Annotated in this window: 21 protein-coding genes; 8 read left to right on the forward strand and 13 right to left on the reverse strand. The window is 70.7% G+C overall.

The genetic code is table 11. The annotated features are described in order from the left end of the window. Positions 1-13 precede the first annotated feature (13 nt). Together AB5J51_RS35715 and AB5J51_RS35720 are read left to right on the forward strand one after the other, a co-directional pair. Positions 14-1,126 carry an AAA family ATPase gene (locus AB5J51_RS35715; RefSeq protein WP_369779591.1) on the forward strand — a complete coding sequence of 371 codons (1,113 nt, stop codon included), beginning with the start codon at positions 14-16 and terminating at the stop codon, positions 1,124-1,126. Continuing rightward, positions 1,123-3,930: a DUF5682 family protein gene (locus tag AB5J51_RS35720; RefSeq protein ID WP_136223357.1), complete on the forward strand. Its 2,808-nt coding sequence runs from the start codon at positions 1,123-1,125 to the stop codon at positions 3,928-3,930. Before AB5J51_RS35715 ends, AB5J51_RS35720 begins: the two co-directional genes overlap by 4 nt. 3 nt (positions 3,931-3,933) lie before the next feature. On the opposite strand, the gene AB5J51_RS35725 is transcribed toward AB5J51_RS35720, so the two are convergent. Then, positions 3,934-4,464: a hypothetical protein gene (locus AB5J51_RS35725; RefSeq protein ID WP_369779592.1), complete on the reverse strand. Its 531-nt coding sequence runs from the start codon at positions 4,462-4,464 to the stop codon at positions 3,934-3,936. A 171-nt stretch (positions 4,465-4,635) separates the two neighbouring features. On the opposite strand from AB5J51_RS35725, the gene AB5J51_RS35730 reads away from it, so the two are divergent. Further along, the gene (locus AB5J51_RS35730; protein WP_369779593.1) at positions 4,636-5,841 is read left to right on the forward strand and encodes a PP2C family protein-serine/threonine phosphatase; all 1,206 of its coding nucleotides are present in this window, start codon (positions 4,636-4,638) and stop codon (positions 5,839-5,841) included. A gap of 9 nt (positions 5,842-5,850) precedes the next feature. Next, on the forward strand, positions 5,851-6,210 hold the full coding sequence (locus AB5J51_RS35735; RefSeq protein WP_369779594.1) for a VOC family protein: 360 nt from the start codon (positions 5,851-5,853) through the stop codon (positions 6,208-6,210). A 90-nt stretch (positions 6,211-6,300) separates the two neighbouring features. On the opposite strand, the gene AB5J51_RS35740 is transcribed toward AB5J51_RS35735, so the two are convergent. Then, positions 6,301-6,987 (reverse strand): TetR/AcrR family transcriptional regulator C-terminal domain-containing protein, encoded by a 687-nt coding sequence (locus AB5J51_RS35740; protein WP_053787461.1) that lies wholly within the window; start codon positions 6,985-6,987, stop codon positions 6,301-6,303. Positions 6,988-7,126: 139 nt separating this feature from the next. Between AB5J51_RS35740 and AB5J51_RS35745 the strand changes: the two genes are divergently transcribed. Then, positions 7,127-8,326 (forward strand): cytochrome P450, encoded by a 1,200-nt coding sequence (locus AB5J51_RS35745; protein WP_369779596.1) that lies wholly within the window; start codon positions 7,127-7,129, stop codon positions 8,324-8,326. Positions 8,327-8,353: 27 nt separating this feature from the next. On the opposite strand, the gene AB5J51_RS35750 is transcribed toward AB5J51_RS35745, so the two are convergent. The 6 genes from AB5J51_RS35750 to AB5J51_RS35775 form a co-directional block, all read right to left on the reverse strand. After that, positions 8,354-9,037: a response regulator gene (locus AB5J51_RS35750; protein WP_369779597.1), complete on the reverse strand. Its 684-nt coding sequence runs from the start codon at positions 9,035-9,037 to the stop codon at positions 8,354-8,356. Positions 9,038-9,137: 100 nt separating this feature from the next. Then, positions 9,138-9,815: a potassium-transporting ATPase subunit C gene (locus tag AB5J51_RS35755; RefSeq protein ID WP_369779599.1), complete on the reverse strand. Its 678-nt coding sequence runs from the start codon at positions 9,813-9,815 to the stop codon at positions 9,138-9,140. A 5-nt stretch (positions 9,816-9,820) separates the two neighbouring features. After that, a complete protein-coding gene (gene kdpB / locus AB5J51_RS35760) occupies positions 9,821-11,920 on the reverse strand; it encodes a potassium-transporting ATPase subunit KdpB (protein ID WP_369779600.1) in 2,100 nt (699 codons plus the stop codon). Beyond that, positions 11,917-13,596: a potassium-transporting ATPase subunit KdpA gene (gene kdpA, locus AB5J51_RS35765; RefSeq protein ID WP_136223371.1), complete on the reverse strand. Its 1,680-nt coding sequence runs from the start codon at positions 13,594-13,596 to the stop codon at positions 11,917-11,919. The genes kdpB and kdpA overlap by 4 nt, the downstream gene beginning before the upstream one ends. An 8-nt stretch (positions 13,597-13,604) precedes the next feature. Then, positions 13,605-13,694 (reverse strand): K(+)-transporting ATPase subunit F, encoded by a 90-nt coding sequence (gene kdpF / locus AB5J51_RS35770; protein ID WP_063785181.1) that lies wholly within the window; start codon positions 13,692-13,694, stop codon positions 13,605-13,607. A 329-nt stretch (positions 13,695-14,023) separates the two neighbouring features. Continuing rightward, positions 14,024-14,878 carry an alpha/beta fold hydrolase gene (locus AB5J51_RS35775; protein WP_369779603.1) on the reverse strand — a complete coding sequence of 285 codons (855 nt, stop codon included), beginning with the start codon at positions 14,876-14,878 and terminating at the stop codon, positions 14,024-14,026. Positions 14,879-15,070: 192 nt separating this feature from the next. Between AB5J51_RS35775 and AB5J51_RS35780 the strand changes: the two genes are divergently transcribed. Then, positions 15,071-15,838: a trans-aconitate 2-methyltransferase gene (locus AB5J51_RS35780; protein WP_369779604.1), complete on the forward strand. Its 768-nt coding sequence runs from the start codon at positions 15,071-15,073 to the stop codon at positions 15,836-15,838. 133 nt (positions 15,839-15,971) lie between these two features. Here AB5J51_RS35780 and budA read toward each other — a convergent pair whose 3' ends face one another. The 5 genes from budA to AB5J51_RS35805 form a co-directional block, all read right to left on the reverse strand. Continuing rightward, a complete protein-coding gene (gene budA / locus AB5J51_RS35785; RefSeq protein ID WP_369779605.1) occupies positions 15,972-16,724 on the reverse strand; it encodes an acetolactate decarboxylase in 753 nt (250 codons plus the stop codon). A 311-nt stretch (positions 16,725-17,035) separates the two neighbouring features. Next, on the reverse strand, positions 17,036-18,412 hold the full coding sequence (locus AB5J51_RS35790) for a chloride channel protein (RefSeq protein ID WP_369779606.1): 1,377 nt from the start codon (positions 18,410-18,412) through the stop codon (positions 17,036-17,038). A gap of 58 nt (positions 18,413-18,470) precedes the next feature. Next, positions 18,471-18,782 carry an SHOCT domain-containing protein gene (locus AB5J51_RS35795; protein ID WP_136223381.1) on the reverse strand — a complete coding sequence of 104 codons (312 nt, stop codon included), beginning with the start codon at positions 18,780-18,782 and terminating at the stop codon, positions 18,471-18,473. A 45-nt stretch (positions 18,783-18,827) separates the two neighbouring features. Next, positions 18,828-19,301 carry a DUF6325 family protein gene (locus tag AB5J51_RS35800; RefSeq protein ID WP_369779607.1) on the reverse strand — a complete coding sequence of 158 codons (474 nt, stop codon included), beginning with the start codon at positions 19,299-19,301 and terminating at the stop codon, positions 18,828-18,830. Positions 19,302-19,488: 187 nt separating this feature from the next. Continuing rightward, positions 19,489-20,220, reverse strand: coding sequence for a GAP family protein (locus tag AB5J51_RS35805; RefSeq protein ID WP_053787455.1), 732 nt, complete (start codon positions 20,218-20,220; stop codon positions 19,489-19,491). A gap of 182 nt (positions 20,221-20,402) precedes the next feature. Here AB5J51_RS35805 and AB5J51_RS35810 point away from each other — a divergent pair, with 182 nt between their 5' ends. Both AB5J51_RS35810 and AB5J51_RS35815 read left to right on the forward strand, forming a co-directional pair. Beyond that, positions 20,403-21,374: a YhjD/YihY/BrkB family envelope integrity protein gene (locus AB5J51_RS35810; RefSeq protein WP_324616734.1), complete on the forward strand. Its 972-nt coding sequence runs from the start codon at positions 20,403-20,405 to the stop codon at positions 21,372-21,374. A 105-nt stretch (positions 21,375-21,479) separates the two neighbouring features. After that, on the forward strand, positions 21,480-22,901 hold the full coding sequence (locus tag AB5J51_RS35815) for a DUF2252 domain-containing protein (RefSeq protein ID WP_369779608.1): 1,422 nt from the start codon (positions 21,480-21,482) through the stop codon (positions 22,899-22,901). The last annotated feature ends 89 nt before the right edge of the window (positions 22,902-22,990 follow it).

Raw genomic sequence — 22,990 nt, forward strand, 5'->3', positions numbered from 1 at the left:
GAAAGGCGCCGATATGTCCGACCTGTTGCGTGCACCCGCCGAGATCAAGTACGCCGAGGAGCTGGCCTGGCTCGAGTCCGTCGACGACGGCCCGAAGCCCTTCTCCTGGCGCCTCTCCCCGAAGATGGTGCGCCTGTTCATCCTGGGATCCGAGCGCTCCGACGGCCTCGACCGGGAGATCTCGCAGAAGTGGTACGGCGACCGCAGCTTCGTCGAGCGGTCCATCGTCACCCTCGCCTCCGACCGCGGCCTGCTGCTGATCGGCGACCCCGGCACCGGCAAGAGCTGGCTGGCCGAGCTGCTGTCCGCCGCGATCTGCCGCAACTCGACGCTGGTGGTGCAGGGCACGGCCGGCACCACCGAGGACCACATCAAGTACTCCTGGAACGTGTCCATGGTGATCGCCAAGGGCCAGTCGCGGGAGTCGATGATCCCTTCGCCGATCATGACCGCGATGGAGTCCGGCGTCATCGGGCGCTTCGAGGAGCTCACGCGCTCCACCAGCGACGTCCAGGACGCACTGATCTCGATCCTGTCGGAGAAGTACATCTCGGTCCCCGAACTGGACAGCGAGAACATCGTCTTCGCCAAGCCCGGCTTCTCCGTCATCGCCACGGCAAACAGCCGTGACCGCGGCGTCAACGACCTGTCCTCCGCGCTGAAGCGCCGCTTCAACTTCGTGCGCATCCCCGTGGTGACGAACAAGAAGAGCGAGGAGGAGATCGTCCGCTTCCGCACCGAGGAACTGCTGCGCCGTCACCAGATCGAGCTGGACGTGCCCCCGACGCTGCTCGACGTGCTGCTGCAGAGCTTCACCGATCTGCGAGCCTCGGCAGCCGCGGCGGGCAGCGACGACGAGAAGCTCGAGTCGGCGCTGTCGACCGCCGAGCAGATCGGCGTCCTCGAAGACGCGATCCTGCACAGCAACTTCTTCGGCGAACGCACCCTGAACGCCCACACGCTGGCCTCCTCCCTCGTCGGATCGCTGGCGCGGCGCGAGCCGGAGGACCTGGCCATCCTCAACAAGTACCTGCACGGCGTCGTCGAGCCGCGCAGCAAGGAAGAAGGCGGCTCCTGGCCGGAGTTCCTGGAGGGCGGCCGCAACGCGATCGCCACCCTGTCATGAGCCCCGCACAGGAGGGGACGACGTTCGACGCGCTGCGCACCCAGCTGCAGGAGGCCGCCACGGCCTTCGCCGACGGCCCGGACGCGCTGGAGGGCATCCTTCTCGGCATCGTCGACGACGTCGACCGCGCGGTACGTGAACCACTGGAGGTCTTCCCGGTCTGCCACCACTCGCCGGCCTCGGCCGTCGCGATGGCGCGGCGGCTGCGGGAGAAGCAGCCGAAGGTCGTCTACCTGGAGCTGTGCGAGGACATGGCGCCGCTCCTGACCGAGCTGCGCAACTGCCGGCTCCCGGTGGCGGTGCAGGCGTTCGCGAGCGAGGTCGACGGATTCCCCGCCGAATGGGCGCCGCTGTCGGTCGTCGCACCGATCACCGAGGCGTCGGCCGAGTACCAGGCGATCGCCTACGCGCTGGACACGCCGGGCGTCGAGCTGGTCCTCGTCGACCGCTCCTCGGACCACGTGTTCCAGTGGCAGGCCACCGGGGCGCAGTCCACGGCCGAGCCGGCCGACCCGGACGCCCCGGCGGCCGACGAGGAAGCCGCACTGCACGGCGACGCGGTCGGCGTGGAGATCGGCGACCTGCGCCCCCGCTTCGCCGAGCTGGAGGAGCACCTGCTGCACCACGGCCGGGTGCGGCACTGGTCGGAATGGTGGCACCAGTACGTCGAACTGCCGCTCGGCGACAGCGACCACGACACGTACCGGCAGGTCATGCTGCTGATCGGCAGCCTGTTCCGGCGCCTCGCACCAGGGGACCCGGGGCGGGTCCGCGTGGACGAGGACCGCGAGCGCCACATGTGGACCAGGATGCGCGAACACCTGGCCGCGACCGGTACCGATCCCGCGGACTGCCTGTACGTGTGCGGCGCGTTCCACGCGGCCAGCCGCGTCCCCGAGTTCGGTGTCGACGGCACCGACACCTTCGAGATCAGCCCGCCGAGCGCCAGCACGTGGCAGTACGGACTCATCCCGTCCAGCCATGCCGCGATCGAGGCACAGTTCGGCCTCGCCGGCGGCTCCGTGTCGATCGCCGCCACCCAGTGGGCGAAGAACCTCAAGCGGACACGGGTGCAGCCGTTCCGGCTCGCGGGGCAGGCGGGTGCAAAGAAGGCGGCCAAGCCGCGGAAGGCGGCGGCTGCGGCAGCCGTTCCGGCGGCGCCGGAGTCACCCTCCGACCTCCCGGCGGACATGCTCTCCGGGTTCCTGCAGCGTCCGCCCGTCCTCGACCGGCTGGACGAGGCCGAACTGCTCGGCTGGTCGGTGGAGATCGTGCGTGCCGCACGCCGCAACGGCTACCTCGCCTCGACCGCCGACGCCATCGCCGTCTTCGAGACGTCGATCCTGCTGGCCGGCATGCGCGATCGGGCCAAGCCCACCCCGTACGACTTCCAGGACGCGGCGATCACCTGCATCGAGAAGGACAGGGTGCCCGGCCGGCGCGACGTACGCCGCCTCGTCGAGATCATGATGGGCGGCGACCGGATCGGCCAGGTCGGCTACGAGGCACTGCCGCCGCTCGCGCGCGACGTGCACGACCGGCTCGCACCCCTGGGCCTGGCGCTCCAGCAGCGCGGTGTGCAGCGCGCCTTGCTGGACATGGCCTCCCGTCCAGGACTGGAGAAGTGCTCCGACGTCCTGTGGATGCTGCGCCACCTGATGCCGCACGGCGCGGCACGCCCGATCATGGGCGAGCGCCGGCTCGGCGAGCGGCCGATCCAGGAGTCGTGGGACCTCGCCCTGGGCACCCACCAGCGGGCGCTGATCGAGCTCGGCTACGAGGGCGTCAGCATCGAGCAGGTCCTGGAACAGCGCCTGCGGCGCACCGCGTACGGGCCACAGGCGACCACGGCGACGGTCCTCCAGGCCGTCGAGGACGCGACGCTGTACCTGCGCAGCCGCCGCCTCGCCGACGAACTGGGCACGCGCGCCCTGGAGGTCCTGGCGACCGAGCGCAGTGTCGACGGCGCACCGGAGGTGCTGCGGCGGGTACGGCGGCTGCTGGGCCACTACCGGACCAGCGAACCGGTGCTTCCGGGGTGGATCGAGTCGTTCGTCAAGACCGGTTACGCGCACTACTGCACCCTGCTGCCGACGGCGTTCACCGACGACGAGGCGACGGTCCGCCAGGTCGCGGCGATGCTGGGCTTCCTGTTCAGCATGGAGAGCCTGGCGCTGTCGCTGGGCTGCGACCGGACGCAGCTGGAGCTGGCCTTCGCGCAGTCCCATCCGCAGGAGCCGTCGAAGGTGGCGCTGCTGTGGGCGGCGCAGGTGCACCTCGGGCAGCTCTCCCGTACGGAACTGCGGGCGCGGTGCGACGACCTGCTGGGCAACCCCCTGGTGGTGCCCGCTTATCCGCAATACCTGAGCGGATTCCTGCAGGCGCTGGAACCGGTGCCGCAGCTGGCCGACTTCGTGGTGGAGACGGTGTCGAACGCGTTCGCGCGGCTGCCGGACCCGGTGCTGCTGCCGTGGCTGCCGACCTTGATCACCACCCTGCGCTCCGGAGGTGCCGAACTGGCCCCGCTGCTGATCCGCGAGGCCGGCCGCATCTTCCCCGGCCGCCTCGCGGCACTGGACACCTGGACCCCGCCGTGGCAGGACCGCCCGCACACGACTCCCGCCCTGCCGAGCCGCGCCGGGTCCGCCGCACTGCTCACCGTCCACCCCGAGCCGTGCAACGCCCTGGCAGCCCTGCTGGGCTGGGACGACCCCTGGACCCCGCAGGCCTCCGAGGGAGCCGCCCTGACCACCCGCCACCCGAGGACGGCCCTGGCCCTGGAGGCGCTCCTGAAAGGGTTGTAGGCGTCAGCGGTAGTCGTCGGGGTGGCCCTGCATCCAGACGTTGATCTTGTCCCGGGTGCCGATCAGCAGGGTCTGGTGCTTCTTCAGGTTCTCGAAGGAGCGGTCCCCGGCGAGCTCCGCGTCGAGCTTCTTGATCAGGGCGATCGGCTCGGGGAAGTGGCCGGGGCCCTTCGCGTCGGCCTTCATCGCCGCATCCATGCGGTGCAGTTCGTCGTAGACCCGTCCGAGGAAGTACGCGCAGTTCCCCGGGGTGCACGAATCGTTCAGGGTGGCCTGGAGTCCCGCGAAGGCGTCCCGGACCAGGCTCACCGGCTCGGATCTCTGGGCCGACGGCGTACGGGACGCCGGGGGCGCGGTCGGCGTCGAGTCGGTGGGCGCCGCGGAGCTCGACGCGCCCGTGGTCGCCGCGGGTGCGCCGGTCGAGCCGCCGGGCGACGCGCTCCCCTTCGGGCTCGTCCCGCAGGAGACGCTGAGCGCCGCGAGGGCCACGGCGACGACCGCCGCACCTCGTATCTTGGATATGGGCATGGCCATGACTTCCCCCGTGATCATTGAGTCGGCTGACTCTACTCGGCGACGGGGGATCACCGCGCCCCGGAGACCGGTCTGCGGTGATCCGCGCGCGCGGCGGGCGCGCGGCGCACGTGCGGGTGACGGTTCGGGCTGGTGGAATGGCTGCTTCGGCTGCCGGGCCGGGGAGGTGTCTTGTCGGAGCATGACGGGAGGTCCGCCGGGCCCCCGGGGGAGTACGAGGCGCTGCTCGCGCGGCTCCGGAGGATGGAAGCCGCGGCCGAGCAGATCGGGACGCGTCTCGACGAGACCACCACGTGCGAGGAACTGGCCGGCTTCCTGTTCCGCACCCTGTGCGACGCGGTCGCGGTGGAGCTGCGGGCCGACGACGGTTCGCTGAGCCGGGTGGCCGTGGCCGGAGCCGCCGGACTGCCGGCGGCCCCCGCCGACGGCTCGCCCTCCGTACGTGCCATGGACGGCGGACACCCCCTCTCCGAGTGGGTGGTGCTCTCCGGCGGCACCCCCGCGCACCTCGTTTCCGTTCCGCTGCTGGCCCGCGACCGGGTCTACGGCGCGGTGCTCGCCGTACGCACCCGGCGCGGCTTCAGCGATCACGAGACGGCGACGATCCACTTCGCGGCCCGCCTGGCGGCGGTGCACCTCGGCCATGCCCGGGAGCTGGCCGCCACCGAGGACACCGCGATGAACCTGCAGCGCGCGCTGGTATCGGAGCCGGGGCGGCCGCACCCCAACCTGGAGATGGCCAGCCGCTACCTCCCCGTGGGCTCCGGGGCCCTGGTGGGTGGGGACTGGTTCGAAACCGTCCGTCTCCACTTCGGCCGCACCCTGCTGGTGGTCGGGGACGTGATGGGTCACGGGCTCGACGCCGCGGTCGACATGAACGCGTACCGCTCCACGCTGCGCGACGTGGCCTCCACGGACCTCGCCCCGCACCGCGTGCTGCGCCAGCTGGACGCCCTGGTCGCCGAGGATCCCGCCCGCCGGCCGGCCACCTGCCTGCTGGTACGGATGGATCCCACGCGCGGGGTCGCGGACTTCGCCAGCGCCGGCCACCTGCCGCCCGCGATCTTCGGAGCGGACAGCTCGGCCGCTCTGGTCGACGTTCCGGTGGGTCCGCCGCTCGGCACCGGGGTGGGCGGCTACGAGGGCGTCACCCGGGCGATCACCACCGAGGAGACCCTGCTGATGTTCACCGACGGGCTGGTGGAACGGCGAGGCGAGGACATCGACGTCTCGTTGGCCCGGCTGGCCGGACTGCGGCTGCCGGTGGGCGCGGCGGTGGAGGAGCTGGTGGACGCCGTGGTGGACGCCCTGGACGCCCGCCACGCCGAGGACGACGTCGCGGTACTCGCCGCCCGCATCCGCCCCCGCAGGCCGTAGGCTCGGGGCATGCCGCTGGAGTGGGAACAGACCGTCGTGGACTCCCGGGACCCGGCCGCGCTGGGCCGTTGGTGGGCGCAGGCGCTGGCGTGGGTCGTCGTGAACGACGCGCCGGACGAGTTCGAGATCCGCCCCGAGCCCGACCGTCTGCCCGGCCTGATCTTCGTCCCGGTGCCGGAGCCCAAGCTGTCGAAGAACCGCCTCCACCTTGACTTCCGCCCGGACGACCAGGCGGCGGAAGTCCAGCGCCTGCTCGAACACGGCGCCCGCCCCGCAGACGTGGGCCAGGGCGAGGATGCCACCTGGATGGTCCTCACCGACCCCGAAGGCAACGAATTCTGCGTCCTGTCCTCCCGTCGGCAGCGCTAGCCGCCGCCCGCTCGACCGGCCGTCAGGAGGGCGTCAAGGGCCGGGAGTTGGGTGGAGGGGGGCGTCAAGACGGGACTTTGACGACACCCCTTACGTGGCCTGCCGTGCCAGTCGGGCTTCGAGGCCGTCCAGGATCGCCTCGATGCCGAACTCGAACTTCCGGTGCGTCATCTCCGCCGGGTCGGCCACCGCCTGTGCCTCCAGGCGGGCGCGCAGCCGGGGGTACCGGGACGCGATCCCGGTCGCCCAGGTGACGATGTCCTGCTCCGGTCCGCCCTCGGCGCCCCGGCCAGGGCGGATCTGCGCCTTCGCCATCGCCGCCGTGGTCGCCTCGTCCACGGCCGAGCCCGCCACGAACGTGTAGGCGGTGTTCACGGCCCAGTCGAGGTCCCACCCCGTGAACCCGGCCGCCTCGTACACCGCGTAGCTGTGGTCCTGGAAGCGGGCCATCCCGTCGCCGTACACGAAGTGCGTGCCGATGGCGTTGATGAGCCAGGGGTGCCGTGCGGCCAGCGCGTGCGCGTCGTACGCCAGGGCCCGCGCGGCGGCGCGCCAGCCGGACGCGGCGGGGTCCAGCGGCTCGATCTCGGCCCACACCAGGTCCGCCGCGAGGACGACGAGGTTCTCCTTGTTGCCCACGTGCCAGTACATCGCGGTGGGTGCCGAGCCCAGTCGCCGGCCGAGTTTGCGCATGCTCAGGCCCTCGATGCCCTCGGCATCGAGCAGCTCGATCGCGGCCCGGACGATCTGGTCACGGTTCAAGGTCTCACGCGGCATGGCGCCAGGGTAGCCCAGTTCCCCCACCCACTTGCACGCCGTTCAATTGAGGCTTGCACACCGTGCAACTCATCTCTTACGGTGGGCGGGTCCCATCAGTTGCACGCCGTAAAAGTCGATGCGCCGGAGGAACCGATCCGTGAACGTGAACCACGAACCGCTGGCTTCGCTGCCCACCGCCCGCCCCGCCGGCTGCCCCTTCGCCCCGCCCGGCGAGCTGACCGAGGTACGTGAGCAGCAGCCCGTCCGCCGCATGGTCTACCCCGACGGGCACCACGGCTGGCTGGTCACCGGCTACGCCCCCGTACGCGCCGTACTGGCGGACCCCCGATTCAGCTCCCGCTACGAGCTCATGCACTTCCCGTTCCCCGGCGGCCCCGAAGGCGCGCTGCCCCCGGCCCCCGTCGGCGACATGACCGGCATGGACGCCCCGGACCACACGCGCTACCGGCGGCTGCTCGCCGGCAAGTTCACGGCCCGCCGCATGCGCCTGCTGACCGTGCGGATCGAGCAGATCACCGCCGAGCACCTGGACGCCATGGAGCAGCAGGGTGCCGGACTCGACCTGGTGCAGGCGTTCGCGCAGCCCATCCCCGCCCTGGTCATCTGCGAACTGCTCGGTGTGCCCTACGGGGACCGCAAGACCTTCCACGACTACACCGTGGCCCTGATGAGCATGGAAGCGAGCATGGAGGAACGGTTCGCCGCCATGGCCGGGCTGCAGGAGTACATGACCGAGCTCGTCCGGGCCAAGCGGGCGGCCCCGACCGACGACCTGCTCAGCGACCTGACCGAGAGCGACCTCACCGAGGAGGAACTGGCCGGCATCGGCGGCTTCCTGCTCGGCGCCGGCCTCGACACCACTGCCAACATGCTCGCGCACGGCACCTTCGCCCTGCTCAGCCACCCGGACCAACTCGCCGCCCTGCGCACCGATCCCGGCCTCGCCGACAGCGCCGTCGAAGAGCTGATGCGCTACCTCACCGTCGCTCACACCATGGTCCGGGTCCCCCTGGAGGACGTCGAACTGGACGGCCAGACCATCAAGGCCGGAGAGAGCGTCACCCTCTCCGTCGAGGCCGCCAACCGCGACCCGCTGCGCTTCACCGACCCCGACACCCTCGACATCCGCCGCAAGGCCACCGGGCAGCTCGGCTTCGGCCACGGCATCCACCAGTGCCTCGGCGCCCAACTCGCCCGCGTCGAGATGCGGGTGGCCCTCCCCGCGCTCCTCGCCCGCTTCCCGGAGCTGCGCCTCGCCGTCCCCGCCGCGGACGTACCGCTGCGGACCGGCATGAACATCTACGGCGTGCACCGGCTCCCGGTCACCCTCGGCTGACGACCGGGCTCACGTGACCTCTGTCCGTCAGGGTTCGAAGCGGTATCCCATGCCCGGTTCGGTGATCAGGTACCGGGGGTGGGAGGGGTCCGCTTCCAGCTTGCGCCGCAGCTGGGCCATGTACACGCGCAGGTAGTTGGTGTGCTCGGCGTACGTCGGCCCCCACACCTCGAGCAACAGCTTGCGCTGGGACACGAGATGACCGGGACGGGCGATCAGCAGCTCCAGCAGATGCCATTCGGTCGGGGTCAGCCGGACGGTGCGCTCGCCGCGCACCACCTTCCGGGCCGCGAGATCGACGGTGAACTCCTCGGTCGTGATCCCGGACGGACCTCCGCGGGAGGCGGGGTCCTCTTGCCGCCGGGTGGCGGCCTGCAGGCGGGCCAGCAGCTCGTCCATGCTGAACGGCTTCGTCACGTAGTCGTCCGCGCCAGCGTCCAGGGCGCGGATCTTCTCCTCGGAGGTGTGGCGCGCGGACAGCACCAGGATCGGCACCCGGCTCCAGCCCCGTACGCTCCTGATCACCTCCACACCGTCCATGTCCGGCAGGCCGAGGTCCAGGAGGATGACGTCCGGTCTGCCGTCGGCGGCGAGCCGGATGGCCGCGCGGCCGTCACCGGCCTCCGTCACGTCGAACTTGCGCGCCTGCAGATTGATCTTCAGCGCACGAACGAGCTGGGGATCGTCCTCCACCACGAGCACCCGGGTCATGGGGTCTGCAGCCCTTCTTCGTTGCGGGCGGATAAGGAACCGGTGGGGAGCGGAGCTTCTGCGCCCCACCGGGTTCCCGTCCGGGGGACCAGGACGGCCATCAGCTCTTGGTCAGTGACTTGAGCGCGGTGTTGAGTTCCAGGACGTTGACGCGGGGCTCGCCCATGAAGCCGAGGGTGCGGCCGGTGGTGTACTTGGCGACGAGCTTCTCGACCTGCTGGACGTCGAGGCCGTTCTGCTCCGCGACCCGGTGGACCTGGATCTTCGCGTACTCCGGGGAGATGTTCGGGTCGAGGCCGGAGCCGGAAGAGGTGACGGCGTCGGCCGGCACGTCCGAGGGCTCGACCTTGTACGTCGCGGTGGAGTTGTCCGCGATCACGGCGGCCTTGGCGTCCTCGACCAGCTTGACCAGGTCCGGGTTGTCGCCCGCCTTGTTGGTGGCGCCGGACAGGACCAGGGAGTACTGCTGGTTGACGCTGTTGGAGCCGAGGCCGTTGGAGGGGCGCGGCTGGAACCACTTCAGGTCCGGCTCGGCGGCTTCCTCCGGGTCGTCGGGGTTCTGCTTGGGCAGGTTGTAGCTCTGGCCGATGAGGGAGGAGCCGACGACCCGGCCGCTCTCGTCCTTGATCTCGGAGCCATTGGCCTTGTTGTCGAACAGGGCCTGGGCGATCCCGGTGACGGCGAGCGGGTAGAGCACGCCGCAGATGACCGTGAGGACCAGCAGGGCCCGCAGACCCGCCCCGATCAACCGTGCTGTGTTGCTTACGGAGTTGTTCATTGAGGTCAGCCGATTCCCGGGATGAGGGTGATGAGCATGTCGATGATCTTGATGCCGACGAACGGGGCGACGAGGCCGCCGAGTCCGTAGATCCCCAGGTTGCGGCGGAGCATCCTGTCGGCGCTGGTCGGCTTGTACTGCACGCCCTTCAGGGCGAGCGGCACGAGCGCGATGATGATCAGCGCGTTGAAGATGACCGCGGAGAGGATCGCCGAGTTCGGCGAGTGCAGGCCCATGATGTTGAGCTTGTCGAGGCCCGGGTAGACCACGGCGAACATGGCCGGGATGATCGCGAAGTACTTCGCCACGTCGTTGGCGATGGAGAAGGTGGTCAGCGCGCCCCGGGTGATGAGGAGCTGCTTGCCGATCTCGACGATCTCGATGAGTTTGGTGGGGTTGGAGTCCAGGTCCACCATGTTCCCGGCCTCCTTGGCGGCCGAGGTGCCCGTGTTCATCGCCACGCCGACGTCGGCCTGGGCGAGGGCCGGGGCGTCGTTCGTACCGTCGCCGGTCATCGCGACGAGCTTGCCGCCGGCCTGCTCCCGCTTGATGAGGGCCATCTTGTCCTCGGGGGTGGCCTCGGCGAGGAAGTCGTCGACTCCGGCCTCTTCCGCGATGGCCTTCGCGGTCAGCGGGTTGTCGCCCGTGATCATCACGGTCTTGATGCCCATGCGGCGCAGTTCGCCGAACCGTTCGCGCATGCCCTCCTTGACGACGTCCTTGAGGTGGATGACACCGAGGACCCGGGCGCCCTTCTCGTCCTCGACGGCAACGAGGAGCGGCGTACCACCCGCCTCGGAGATCCGGTCGGCCAGAACGTCGGCGTCCTCGGCGACCCGGCCGCCCTGCTGAGTCACCCAGGTGATGACCGAACCGGCTGCCCCCTTACGGGTCTTCGTGCCGTCGACGTCCACACCCGACATACGGGTCTGGGCCGTGAACGCGATCCACTCGGCCTGGGCGAGCTCGCCCTGGTGGCGCTCGCGCAGCCCGTACTTCTCCTTCGCGAGGACCACGATCGAGCGGCCCTCGGGGGTCTCGTCGGCCAGCGACGACAACTGTGCGGCGTCGGCCAGCTCGGTCTCCGTCGTGCCCTTGACCGGGACGAACTCGGCGGCCTGGCGGTTGCCGAGCGTGATGGTTCCGGTCTTGTCGAGCAGCAGCGTCGAAACGTCACCGGCGGCTTCGACCGCACGCCCCGACATCGCGAGGACGTTGCGCTGGACGAGCCGGTCCATGCCGGCGATGCCGATGGCGGAGAGAAGCGCACCGATGGTCGTCGGGATCAGGCAGACCAGCAGGGCGGTCAGCACGATCATCGACTGCTCGGCCCCCGCGTAGATCGCGAACGGCTGGAGCGTGACCACGGCCAGCAGGAAGACGATGGTGAGGGACGCGAGCAGGATGTTGAGCGCGATCTCGTTGGGCGTCTTCTGCCGCGCCGCGCCCTCGACCAGGGCGATCATCCGGTCGATGAAGGTCTCGCCGGGCTTCGTCGTGATCTTGACGACGATCCGGTCCGAGAGGACCTTCGTACCGCCGGTGACGGCCGAGCGGTCGCCGCCGGATTCCCGGATGACGGGTGCGGACTCGCCGGTGATGGCGGATTCGTCGACCGAGGCGACGCCTTCGACCACGTCACCGTCGCCCGGGATGATGTCGCCGGCCTCGCAGACGACCAGGTCGCCGATCTTGAGGTCGGTACCGGGTACCTGCTGTTCACCGGAGTCCGTCAGACGACGGGCGACGGTGTCGGTCTTCGCCTTGCGCAGGGTGTCGGCCTGGGCCTTGCCGCGGCCCTCGGCCACGGCCTCCGCCAGGTTGGCGAAGACCGTGGTCAGCCACAGCCAGGCGGTGATCGCCCAGCCGAACCAGTCAGTCGGGTCCTTGATCGCGAGGACCGTGGTGACCACCGACCCGACGAGGACCACGAACATGACCGGCGATTTGACCATGACGCGCGGATCGAGCTTCTTCACCGCGTCAGGGAAGGACTTGAGCAGGGCCTTCGGGTCGAACAGGCCGCCGCCGACGCGCCCTGCCGGGGGCATGTGTCCGGTGGGCAGGTGTTCGTGCGGAGCACGGGTGGGGGTGATGGTGCTCATGAGGCGAGCCCTTCAGCGAGCGGACCCAGCGCGAGGGCGGGGAAGTAGGTCAGACCGGTGATGATGGTGATCGTCCCGACGAGCAGGCCCGCGTAGAGCGGCTTGTCGGTACGGAGGGTGCCTGCCGTCTCCGGCACGGGCTGCTGCTCCGCGAGCGACCCGGCCAGCGCGAGGACGAACACGATCGGCAGGAAGCGGCCGAGCAGCATCGCGATGCCGATGGTGCTGTTGAACCACTGCGTGTCGGCGTTCAGGCCCGCGAAGGCCGAGCCGTTGTTGTTGGCGCCGGAGGTGTAGGCGTACAGGATCTCGGAGAAGCCGTGCGCGCCCGGGTTGGCCATCGAGTTGCCGGGCGTCGGCAGCGCCATCGCCGCGGCGGTGAAGCAGAGCACCAGCGCCGGGGTGATGAGGATGTAGCAGGCGGCCAGCTTGATCTCGCGGGTGCCGATCTTCTTGCCCAGGTATTCAGGCGTACGGCCGACCATCAGGCCGGCGATGAACACGGCGATGATCGCCATGATCAGCATGCCGTAGAGGCCCGAGCCGACGCCGCCGGGCGCGATCTCGCCGAGCTGCATGCCCAGCAGCTGGATGCCGCCGCCGAGCCCGGTGTAGGAGGAGTGGAAGGAGTTGACCGCGCCCGTGGAGGTGAGCGTGGTGGCGACGGAGAAGATCGCCGAGGCGCCGATGCCGAAGCGGGTCTCCTTGCCCTCCATCGCCCCGCCCGCGATGTCGAAGGCCGGGCCGTGGTGGGCGAACTCGGTCCACATCATCAGCGCGGTGAACCCGAGCCAGATCGTGGCCATCGTGGCGAGGATCGCGTAGCCCTGGCGCAGGCTGCCGACCATACGGCCGAAGGTGCGGGTCAGTGCGAACGGGATGAGCAGGATCAGGAAGATCTCGAAGAGGTTCGAGAACGGGGTCGGGTTCTCGAAGGGGTGGGCCGAGTTGGCGTTGAAGTAGCCGCCGCCGTTCGTGCCGAGTTCCTTGATGACTTCCTGGGAGGCGACCGCGCCGCCGTTCCACTGCTGGCCGGCGGCCGTGCTGTGCCCGTTGACGAACTGGCCGACCTCGTGGATCCCGGCGAAGTTCTGGATGGCGCCGCAGGCGACCAGCACGATCGCGCCGATCAGGGAGATCGGCAGCAGGATCCGGACGGTGCCGCGGACCAGGTCGGCCCAGAAGTTGCCGAGTTCGCCGGTACGCGAGCGCGCGAAGCCCCGTACGAGGGCCACGGCGACGGCCATGCCGACCGCGGCCGAGACGAAGTTCTGCACTGCGAGGCCGCCGGTCTGCACGACGTGGCCCATGGCCTGCTCGCCGGAGTACGACTGCCAGTTGGTGTTCGCCACGAACGACGCGGCGGTGTTGAACGCCTGGTCGGGGTCGATCGACACGAAGCCGAGCGAACCGGGCAGCACGCCCTGCACGCGCTGGAGCAGGTAGAGGAAGAGGACGCTCACTGCGGAGAAGGCCAGGACGCCGCGCAGGTACGCGGGCCAGCGCATCTCGGCCCAGGGGTTGGCGCCGATGACCTTATAGATCCACTTCTCCGGGCGGTAGTGCTTCTTGGAGGAGTAGACGCGGGCCATGTGGTCGCCGAGAGGGCGGTATGCGAGGGCGAGTGCGGCGACGAGCGCGAGCAGCTGCAGCACACCAGCGGTTACGGGGCTCATATCAGCGCTCAGAACCTCTCCGGGTACACAAGGGCGAGGACGAGGTATCCCAGCAGGGAGACGGCCACGAGCATGCCGACGATGTTCTCGGCGGTCACAGCTTGGCCACCCCTCGGGCGATGAGAGCCACCAGCGCGAAGACCGCGACCGTGGTGACGACGAAGGCCAGATCGGCCATCGTGAGCTCCTGGATGAATTGATGAAATGGATTTCGGCCAGACGGCCGAGTAAGAGCAAAGCGCGAGCTCAGGTGGGCGTTAAGACCTCTTGACGGGCTCCATACGGGCGCAGCGGAACTCTTGACGCCACCCTGACGCAGAGACGGTTAGGTGCCGTGGCGGCCTGGACCGGCGGGAGCCCGGCGGTGCGGTGCGGTGCGGCCGCTCGGCCGCGGTGTGCGAGACCGGCCGGGCTCGTTCAGGCCCGCCTAACGGGCACGGCCCGCGGCGGTGTGTTCGAGGATGGCGGGGACGATCGTCGCCCAGTCGGCCCGATCGACCCCGTGGCCGGCGTCCTCCAGCACCAGGAGCCCGCCCTCGGGGATCTGTTCCACGAGAGCCTCACCGTGGCGGAGGGGGAACATCGGATCGGCGGTCCCGTGGATCACCAGCGTGGGCGCGGCGATCGAGGACAGGGGCGCTGGTGGGAGCTCACCGTCCGGAAGCGAGTCGTGGTTGCGGGCCGCGGTGAAGTCGCGCGCACGCTCGACGTCGCGACGGACGAGGCTGCGGGCGGCGGCCTCGTCGAACGGGCGCCGACCGCCGGCGAGTACGCGCGCGTAGCCGACCTGGTAATCGATCACCGAGTCACCGTCCGACCAGTCGACGTGCGCGTCGGAAACGAACCGCATGAACTCCTGCGTGGGCGAGGGAAGTTCGCGGCCGACAGGCACGGCGGAGGACGTGCTGATCAGGACGAGCGAGAGGACACGATCGGCGTAGTGGAGCGCGAGCAGCTGCGCGAGTGCCCCTCCGGCCGAGACACCCACGACGTGCGCGGCCGGGATGCCATGAGCGTCGAGCACGCGGGCGGCGTCACCGACCAGGTCCGCGCCGGTGTATCCGGGACGGCCCGGCTCGTAGGTGACGGACCGGCCGGTGTCGCGGTGGTCGTAGCGGATCACGAAGCGGCCGCCGTCGGCGAGCATCCGGCAAAAGCCCTCCTCCCACCAGAGCATCGAGGCCCCAAGACCCATGATGAGCAGGACGGGAGGATCCGACGGCTCGCCGAAGGACTCGGTGCACAGCGTAACGCCGTCCGCCTCCACCACGTGCTCGGCCATCGTTGCTTCCCCTCACCTGCGGTACGCCGGCTCCGGTGGCAGTTGTAGCAGCGCAGCCGGCCGGGAAACGCGACCTGGCGTTCGTGGTACGACCGCGTCGGTAGGGTGGCCGCTTGCCGATCGAGGAGACGGGTGAGGCGTATGACCGTGCGGGGGCAGGTCGATATGGCGCGCAGTCAGGTGTTCGGAGAAGTGGCCGAACTCTACGATGCCGCCCGCCCGGGATATGCGGACCCTCTGGTTGCGGACGTGCTCGCGTACGCGGCCCTGGGGGAGCGTGAGGCGGTGGAGGTCGGCGCGGGCACCGGCAAGGCCACGGTGCCGTTCGCGGCGGCGGGTACGCCGCTGGTGTGCATCGAGCCCGATCCGCGCATGGCAGAGGTGTTGCGCCGCAACACCTCGCGCTACCCGGGGGTCCGGGTGCACAGCGGTGGCTTCGAGGAGTGGCAGCCCGGTGGCCGCCGTTTCGGGCTGCTGTTCGCTGCCACGTCCTGGCACTGGGTGGACCCGGAGCGGCGTTGGGGTCTGGCCCGGGACGCACTCGCGCCGGGCGGGGCCGTGGCGTTGTTCTGGAACCCGCAGGGGGTCCGCGATCCGCGGTTGCACGCCGCCCTGGCCGAGGTCGACGCCCGCCACGGGATCGACCACGCGCCGCATGGTGAGCCGGCGTCCTCGTACGGCGACGTGCCCGGGGACTGGGCCGGTCTGCCCGGCTGGCCCGAGGAGGAATGCCGGCGCGACGGGCGCTTCACGCAGCTGCGTGCCGTCCGGTACCGCCAGGTTCAGCAGTACGACACCGGGCGATACCTGGGATACCTGGCCTCGCTCTCGCGCTATCGCGTCCTGCCCCCCGACCGGCGCGGGCAGGTCCTCGCCGAGACGGGCCGGGTCCTGGACGCCCACGGTGGCGGCATCGAAATGGACCACTTCAGCGACCTCTTCCTCGCCCGCGTGGGGTGAGTGCCGAGCGGGCAAGCACCCTCCGAGTCCGGAATCGAGTTGCCCCATCCGGGGCCGGCACGGCGCCGTGGCGGCCGAGCTGCGGAACGCCGCGCTCGCCCTGGCATCGTGTCCGCCGACCGGTATGCACCGCTCAGGGCCTGCGGCCGCCCTGGAGCACCGCCTCGATCTCAGCCGCGATGTCGCCACGGCCGAGCTGCGCCGTGTGGAAGTCCGCCGTGCGCGGCATACGGAGGACCAGCTCGTAGCCCACGTCCACGCGCACCCGCCCGGAGCGGAGTACGAAGTCGTAGGCGTGGCCGCCACGCGTGCGGCAGCCGGAGAGGAAGTGCAGGTGGTATCCGGCCGCGGCCACCCCGAGCATGTGGGTGGGGCTGCGGAAACCGACGATGGTTCCGTCCAGGTCGGTGTGGGTGGAGACGATCTGTTCCGCCACCGCGTCGATCAGCCGGGGGTAGGGGCGGTGCTGCTCCGGGAGCATGCGGGTGACCATGTGGTCGAAGTGCCCGTCGACGCGCACTGCGTAGAACATGTTGGGGCTCGGCAGCCACTTGTCGATCGCCGCGCGCAGCTCTGTGGCGTCGACGGGCTCGGTCATCCGCCAGTCGTACTCGCCGTGGAAGTAGGTCACTGCCGCGAGCGGTGTTCGCGTGGCAAGGTCGGCTTCACCTGCGGTGCCGTCGGCGCGTAATCGGTAGCATCGGCCGTCGAGGACGATCATCTCGCCGTCGAGCCGGTCGAAGGTGCCGATGCCGAAGTCGCCGTGGCGGCAGAGCTCGGCGATGGTCGTCGTGCCTTCGTAGACGCCTTCCAGCATGGCCGTCATGGTCGAGGCCTGGAAGATCCGCCCCGGCGTGTTCCGCGGAGTCGGGTTCGGTCCCGGCATGTGCCCCCCTGAGTCGCCGTGAGGACGAGGGTCCGGTGGCGGCTTCACGACGCTTCGCCCCCCGCCGGACCTGCGTGCAGCAGCACGTTAGGGAGTCGGCCATGTCCTCACAACGGCGCACAAGCGGTCGCGCGTTGTCCCCGGCAGTGCACCCGACCTGCGCCCGCCGGCCGACACCCCCCTCGCGCCCCCACCGGGAGGTTTGTCAGGGGCAGTGCAGGGTTGTGGTCAGGGGGACCACTGATGGGCGACGGCAGCTGTACGTACGAGAGTCGATGTTGTCACCCCCCTGATGCGCGAAGCGACTGACGCTACGGCGCAGGCGCGGCGGGCTGGGCCGGGCGGCCTACGGGTGGGATCGGCGGGCCCGGCGGCAGGAGTTCGGCGGTCACGAACGCCACGACGGTGGAGAGGATCGCCACCGGGATCATCTCGGTGCTGCCCAGGACCAGGACCACGAGGACCACACTGCTGACCGGCAGCCTCAGCGCGCTCACGGTGGCGGCAGCCATGCCGGCCGCCAGCCCGGCGCCGATGCCCAGGCCGGGCAGGGGCGAGCAGAGGACCCCGGCCGCGGCGCCGAGGAACAGGGACGGGAAGATGGGGCCGCCGCGCAGGCTGCCCAGGCACAGGGAGAAGGCGGCGCCCTTGCACAGGAGGACGGCGATCAGCGCGCCCACGCCCCAGGCGTGCGGATCTCCGGCCAGCTCGCCCAGGGTGGTCTGGCCCGAGGAGGCCACATCCGCGGGAGAGCGGCCGGTACCCAGGGCATAGGCGGCGGCGCAGACGCCGGCGGCGAGCGCGCAGAGCACCGTGAGGGTCAGGGGCCGTCGGGCGACGTGGATGGCGGTCAGCCGGCCGCCGTGCTGGATCAGGTGCACCCCGGCGGCGAGGGCCACGGCGATCAGGATCGACCAGCCCACGTCACCGACGTCCAGACGGGGGAACTGCGGGCCGGCCTTCAGCTTCAGATCGCCGGTCCCCAGACCGGTCCAGCGGCCGAAACCGGTGAACACGAGCGAGCCGATGCCGCTGGAGAGCAGCGCGGGCAGCATGACGGCGAACAGCTGGGGCCCGCCCACGCCCACGACCTCCATCAGCAGCACCGCACCGATCAGGGGATTGCCGAAGATGGTGGCGATCGCGGCAGCGGCGCCGGCCGCGCCCAGCAGCGCGGTGCTCATCGGTGTCTCCGGCGTTCCCGTGAGGTGCCGCAGTGCGATCGCGAGTCCGCCGCCCAGCGCGATCAGCGGGGCCTCGGGGCCGAGCGTGGCGCCGAGCGGCAGGCTGAACGCCGCCGCGAGGACCACTCCGGGCAGGGCTACGGCTCCGGGGCCGCCCGCGTGCAGGCCGGACGCGGGGATGTGCCCGCCGGCCCCGGGGAAACGGGTGACGATCTGCCCGACGCAGATGCCCGATATGAGCAGGAGCGGCAGGGGCCACCACCACGGCGGAGTGTCGTGGCCGAGGGCGTGCGGGAGGTCCGTCCACACCAGGCTCTCCAGTTTCCGGAGCCCGGCGAGGAACCAGAATGCGGCCAGCGATACCGGGATGCCGATGAGCCCGCAGAACACCAGCGTCTTGAGGTATCCGGGAGTCCGCAGCAGCTCGCCGAGCTTCTGTGGCTCCGCGGGCCGTGATGGCGGCTGCGGACTCGGACTCCGACCCGGCTGCGTCGGCTGCGTCATGGGGCCGTTCCTTCCCGTCCCCCGTCCCTCACCGGTGTGTCCGGTACAGGGTGCTCTGTCAGCCGAGGATCCGGCGCTTCTGCTCGGCGAATTCCTCCTCGGTCAGCACTCCCTGCTCCTTGAGGGTGCTGAGCTGCTTGAGCTGGTCGATCTTCGTGGTCATGTCATCGGCGGCAGGAGCCGCAGCCGGGGCCGCAGCCGGGGCCGCAACCGGGGCCGCAGCCGGGGGCGGCGCAGCGGCCACCGGCTCTTGCACGGCGTCCTGCTGGGCCCACCGGCCGGCCTGCCGCCGCGACACCCGGTTGGACACGGCGGTGGCGGTGCCGGCGATGACGGCCGTACGGGCGACTCCGCGAAGAAGTCCGGGCATGATGCTCATCTCCAGGGGTGCGGTGAAGCAGGGCTGCGGCCGGTCTCACCCGCCGGCGGGCGGGACCTCCATGGCGTCCAGCGAGGCGAGCAGAGCCTGGACGGGAATCCGGCCGGCCGCCACGAGCTGGGCGCCTCCGCGCCGCAGTTCGCGGGCGAACGGCGCCGCCCACCTGTTCTCGTAAACGATGATCCCCGCCGAGTTCCCGGGTTCCAGAGCGGTGCCGGCATCGTCGATGTCGCTCTGGTCCAGCAGGCCGGACGAGGCTCCTTCGAAGACCGACAGGTCGACCTCGTCGCCGAAGTCGGTCAGTTCCACCGCCGTCACCGAGCCGTCCAGGTCCTTGCGGACGAAGACCAGGTCGAAGATCCGGATGATGCCGCGATCGACGAGATCCACGAGCATGGGCAGTCCGTTGCCCGTCATGTGACTGCCCGGGAACTCGATCACGGCGTAGTCCACGGGGCCCATGTCCTCGATGTCACCGAATCCGCGGGATTCCTCGGCCTCGCTGCTCATGGCTGCTCCTGTCGGGCTGGGGGAGGGAGGGACGTCGGGCCGGCCGCCGGTGTGCGGACGGCGGGTGGCCGGGCACGAGCGGTTCCGGAGCGGATGTCCCTCACCTCATTGCAGCACCGCGCACGGACCTTCGCACATTCGGAAGCGTCACCTGTCGCAGGAGCCGAGCGGCCGGCGGTCCGGCTCGTCAGCTGGTCAGCTGGTAGATGCTCTTGCCGGTCAGCCACAGGCCGAGTGCCAGGCACAGGACGACGATCGCCTGCTGCGAGTGGGCCTTCAGCCATTCGCGCATGCGCAGGAGCCGTGCCTGCGCCACCTCGGGGGAGAACACGATGTACAGCTCGGCGGCCAGCAGGCTCGAGGTCGCGAGCAGGCAGAAGCCGAACAGGGCCGCGTAGGTGGCCGCGTGGGAGGCGTTCGCCTCGAGTACGGTCGTCGCACCCGCCGCCACCATGCCCCACGGCTGGACGAGCACGGCCAGGCCAGCCGCCGCCCAGACCGAACTGCGGTCAAGGCCTTCGGCCACCTTGTCGGCCCGTTCTTCCTGAGCCTCCGCGCCGGGGGATGCCGCAGCACTCTCCGGGGCACCGGACGCAGCACCCTCCGCAGTACCCGCCGGGGCCGCGGAGCTCGCCTGCATGAGGCGGCGGCGGTGCAGTCCGTAGAGCACCAGCCCGATCCCGATGGCCAACTTGGCCGCAAGTCCTGCCACGCCGGGAGGGGAGCGCGGCGGCGGGGGCTGGCCGTCGGTCAGCGCGAGGACGACGGCGATCACCGCGACGAGGCAGGCGAGCCAGGCCAGAATGAAGGCGAGGCCCTTCCAGACGCCCCTATCGGACGACACCACGAGTGCGAACGCCATCATGGGCAGCGGATAGAGCGTGATGACCAGGGCGATCAGCATCAGGTCGAGAACCATGGCGCCCCCAGCGCGTGACGACGTACCACGTCGACCCTACGCAGCGGACCTGCCTTCGACACCTTTTCCGGGCGCGGCGGCGGGCAGGGCACCGGTTCGAGATGCCGCTCCCGGCAGCATCCTCCAACCTGGACGCACACGAAGGAGAGACCCATGGCGACGACCGCTCCGCAGGTGTTGTCGTGGCTGCCCGGCCGTTGTCCGCCTCCCTCTCCACCGTCCCGCTCCCCGGTGCGCTGATGGCCTCCGGCAAGCGGGCGCACAATGCCATGCACCCCGCCTGGTGGAGGACCCGTTCGCGCACGGCGGCGGTGAGGGCGCGACGCCTCCAGCGCGAGGCGGAGGCCCGCTTCCCGGTGATCACCCATGTGGCGGAGCGCATGGTGGCGGTGAACATCTTCGACTCCGCGACGCGGCTCGCCGCGCAGTGCTTCCTCACCGCCGTGCCCCTGGTCTTCGCCGTGGCGTCGTTCGCGCCCGAAGGCCTGCAGCAGCAAATGGCCGAATCCGTGCGCGCGGTCTTCGGGCTCACCGGCGAGGCGAGCGAGCAGGTGGACGACATCTTCGGCGGCACCGACAGCGAATTCCAGAATGCGGTGGGCCTGGTGGGCGCCCTGATGGTGCTGCTGTCCTCGACCGCCGTCAGCCGCGCCATGCAACGCCTGTGCAAGCGGGCGTGGGAGATTCCGCGGACGGGGGTCCACATCGCGATCTGGCGCTGGGTCGCCTGGATCGGTGTCTGGGTCTTCGTGCTGATCGTGCAGGGACCGGTCCGTAACGGGTTCGGCGTCGGACTGTGGCTGGGCATCCCCCTCACGTTCGTCTTCCTGGCGCTGGCCTGGTGGTGGTCGCAGCACCTCCTGCTGGGCGGACTGGTGGGCTGGCTCCCCCTGCTGCCGGGAGCGGTGCTCACCGCCCTGGGCTCCACCGCCCTCTCGCTCGTCGCACGTTTCTACATGCCGCGCGCCCTCAATCGGGCGCTGAGCGACTACGGGTCGGCCGGTTCGGTCTTCGTCCTGCTGTCCTGGCTGATCGTGGTGTGCGTGGCCATCGCCATCGGTGTCACTGCGGGCGCCGTCCTGGCGCAGGAGCCCTTCCTGGCCGGGCGGCTGGGCAGTCCGCCCCCCAAGCGGCTGAGGGACGACCAGGGCTGAGCAGGCCGGGTGCCGCGCCCCGGAGCCGAACCGCACCGTACGGCGCCACCGGGCCGGGAGTGCCATGCTGGGCAGCAGGGGCCCGCGTGGCCTGGAGGTGCAGCGATGGCAATGCATGCCGCAGGGGCGGAGAACGGCACCCGCGGACTGTCCGCCGCGGAGCGGGCCGAGCGCGGTCGCGCCGCCCGGCGGCGGACACCCCGCTCCGCGCACGGGGAGTTCGAACCGCCCGCGGACCGACGGGATCCGGTGGAGGTACTCGAAGGGCAGGCGGCCGGCCGAGTGCCGGAGCTGGTGCCGATCCGCTACGGGCGGATGTCGGAGTCCCCGTTCCGCTTCTATCGGGGCGCCGCCGCCGTCATGGCCGCCGACCTGGCCCACACCCCGGACTCCGGCCTCCGGGCCCAACTGTGCGGCGACGCACACATGTTGAACTACGGCCTCCTCGGCACCCCCGAGCGGAACCTGCTGTTCGACGTGAACGATTTCGACGAGACACTGCCCGGACCCTGGGAGTGGGACGTCAAGCGGCTGGCCGTGAGCCTGGCCATCGCCGGGCGGGAGAACGGCTTCACCGATGGCGAGCGCGCCGCGATCGTCCGGTCCGCGGGCCGCTCCTACCGTGAGCAGATGCGCCGCTACGCCGTCATGCGCCACCTCGACGTCTGGTACGCGAGGGTCGACGCGGAGCAGCTCCAGACGCTGGGGGCGGCCGAACTGCGCTCGCGCGGCCGCAAGCGGCTGGACGAGGAGCTGGCCAAAGCACGCGGGCGGGACAGCCTGCAGGCCGCCGGGAAACTCACCGAGGTGGTGTCCGGCGAGCGCCGGTTCAGGTCGGTACCGCCCCTGGTCATACCGCTCACGGAGCTGCTGGCGGACAATGAGCGCGGCCCGCTGGAGGAGCAGATCCGCGAAATGGTCGAAGAGTACGGCCAGACCCTCCCTTCGGACCGGCGCCACCTGCTGCGGCAGTTCACCGTCGTCGACATGGCCCGCAAGGTGGTGGGCGTCGGCAGTGTGGGCACCCGGTGCTGGATCATTCTGCTCCTGGGCAGGGACGGCGACGACCCGTTGATCCTCCAGGCCAAGGAGGCCGGCGAGTCGGTCCTCGCCCCGTACGTCGGCGCCGCCGAGCATTCCATGCAGGGCGAACGGGTGGTGGCCGGGCAGCGCCTGATGCAGGCAGCCAGCGACATCTTCCTGGGCTGGTACCGGGCGAAGGGCATCGACGGCCGCGAGCGGGACTTCTACGTACGGCAGTTGCGGGACTGGAAGGGGAGCATCGAACCGGAGCTCATGGCGCCGCGGGGCATGCAGACGCTCGGCGACGTGTGCGCGACCACCCTGGCCCGGGCACACGCCCGGTCCGGCGACCGGATCGGCATCGCCGCCTACCTGGGTAGCGCCGACGTGTTCGATCAGGCGCTGGTGCGGTTCGCGGAGGCCTACGCCGACCGGAACGAGCGCGACCACCGGGCCCTGGTGGACGCGGTGGCCTCGGGCCGGGTGGCGGCGGAATCGGCCTGACACCGGCGGGCGCTGCGAGCGCCCCGCGTCTGTGCCAGTCGGCTGACCTGCCCGGCGAGGCGACACGTGGCCGTCGGGAGCCGTGGGAG

Source organism: Streptomyces sp. R33 (assembly GCF_041200175.1).
Taxonomy (GTDB): domain Bacteria; phylum Actinomycetota; class Actinomycetes; order Streptomycetales; family Streptomycetaceae; genus Streptomyces; species Streptomyces katrae_B.

Excerpts from the sequence above, each read along its gene's own strand:
- AB5J51_RS35740 (WP_053787461.1), bottom strand. The coding sequence starts at position 6,987 with ATGCCGCGTGAGACCTTGAACCGTGACCAGATCGTCCGGGCCGCGATC.
- AB5J51_RS35725 (WP_369779592.1), bottom strand. The coding sequence starts at position 4,464 with ATGGCCATGCCCATATCCAAGATACGAGGTGCGGCGGTCGTCGCCGTG.
- AB5J51_RS35775 (WP_369779603.1), bottom strand. The coding sequence starts at position 14,878 with ATGGCCGAGCACGTGGTGGAGGCGGACGGCGTTACGCTGTGCACCGAG.
- kdpB (WP_369779600.1), bottom strand. The coding sequence starts at position 11,920 with ATGAGCACCATCACCCCCACCCGTGCTCCGCACGAACACCTGCCCACC.
- kdpA (WP_136223371.1), bottom strand. The coding sequence starts at position 13,596 with ATGAGCCCCGTAACCGCTGGTGTGCTGCAGCTGCTCGCGCTCGTCGCC.
- AB5J51_RS35805 (WP_053787455.1), bottom strand. The coding sequence starts at position 20,220 with ATGGTTCTCGACCTGATGCTGATCGCCCTGGTCATCACGCTCTATCCG.
- AB5J51_RS35790 (WP_369779606.1), bottom strand. The coding sequence starts at position 18,412 with ATGACGCAGCCGACGCAGCCGGGTCGGAGTCCGAGTCCGCAGCCGCCA.
- AB5J51_RS35715 (WP_369779591.1), top strand. The coding sequence starts at position 14 with ATGTCCGACCTGTTGCGTGCACCCGCCGAGATCAAGTACGCCGAGGAG.
- AB5J51_RS35815 (WP_369779608.1), top strand. The coding sequence starts at position 21,480 with ATGGCAATGCATGCCGCAGGGGCGGAGAACGGCACCCGCGGACTGTCC.
- budA (WP_369779605.1), bottom strand. The coding sequence starts at position 16,724 with ATGCCGGGACCGAACCCGACTCCGCGGAACACGCCGGGGCGGATCTTC.
- AB5J51_RS35750 (WP_369779597.1), bottom strand. The coding sequence starts at position 9,037 with ATGACCCGGGTGCTCGTGGTGGAGGACGATCCCCAGCTCGTTCGTGCG.
- AB5J51_RS35720 (WP_136223357.1), top strand. The coding sequence starts at position 1,123 with ATGAGCCCCGCACAGGAGGGGACGACGTTCGACGCGCTGCGCACCCAG.
- AB5J51_RS35795 (WP_136223381.1), bottom strand. The coding sequence starts at position 18,782 with ATGCCCGGACTTCTTCGCGGAGTCGCCCGTACGGCCGTCATCGCCGGC.
- AB5J51_RS35800 (WP_369779607.1), bottom strand. The coding sequence starts at position 19,301 with ATGAGCAGCGAGGCCGAGGAATCCCGCGGATTCGGTGACATCGAGGAC.
- AB5J51_RS35755 (WP_369779599.1), bottom strand. The coding sequence starts at position 9,815 with ATGAACAACTCCGTAAGCAACACAGCACGGTTGATCGGGGCGGGTCTG.
- AB5J51_RS35735 (WP_369779594.1), top strand. The coding sequence starts at position 5,851 with ATGCCGCTGGAGTGGGAACAGACCGTCGTGGACTCCCGGGACCCGGCC.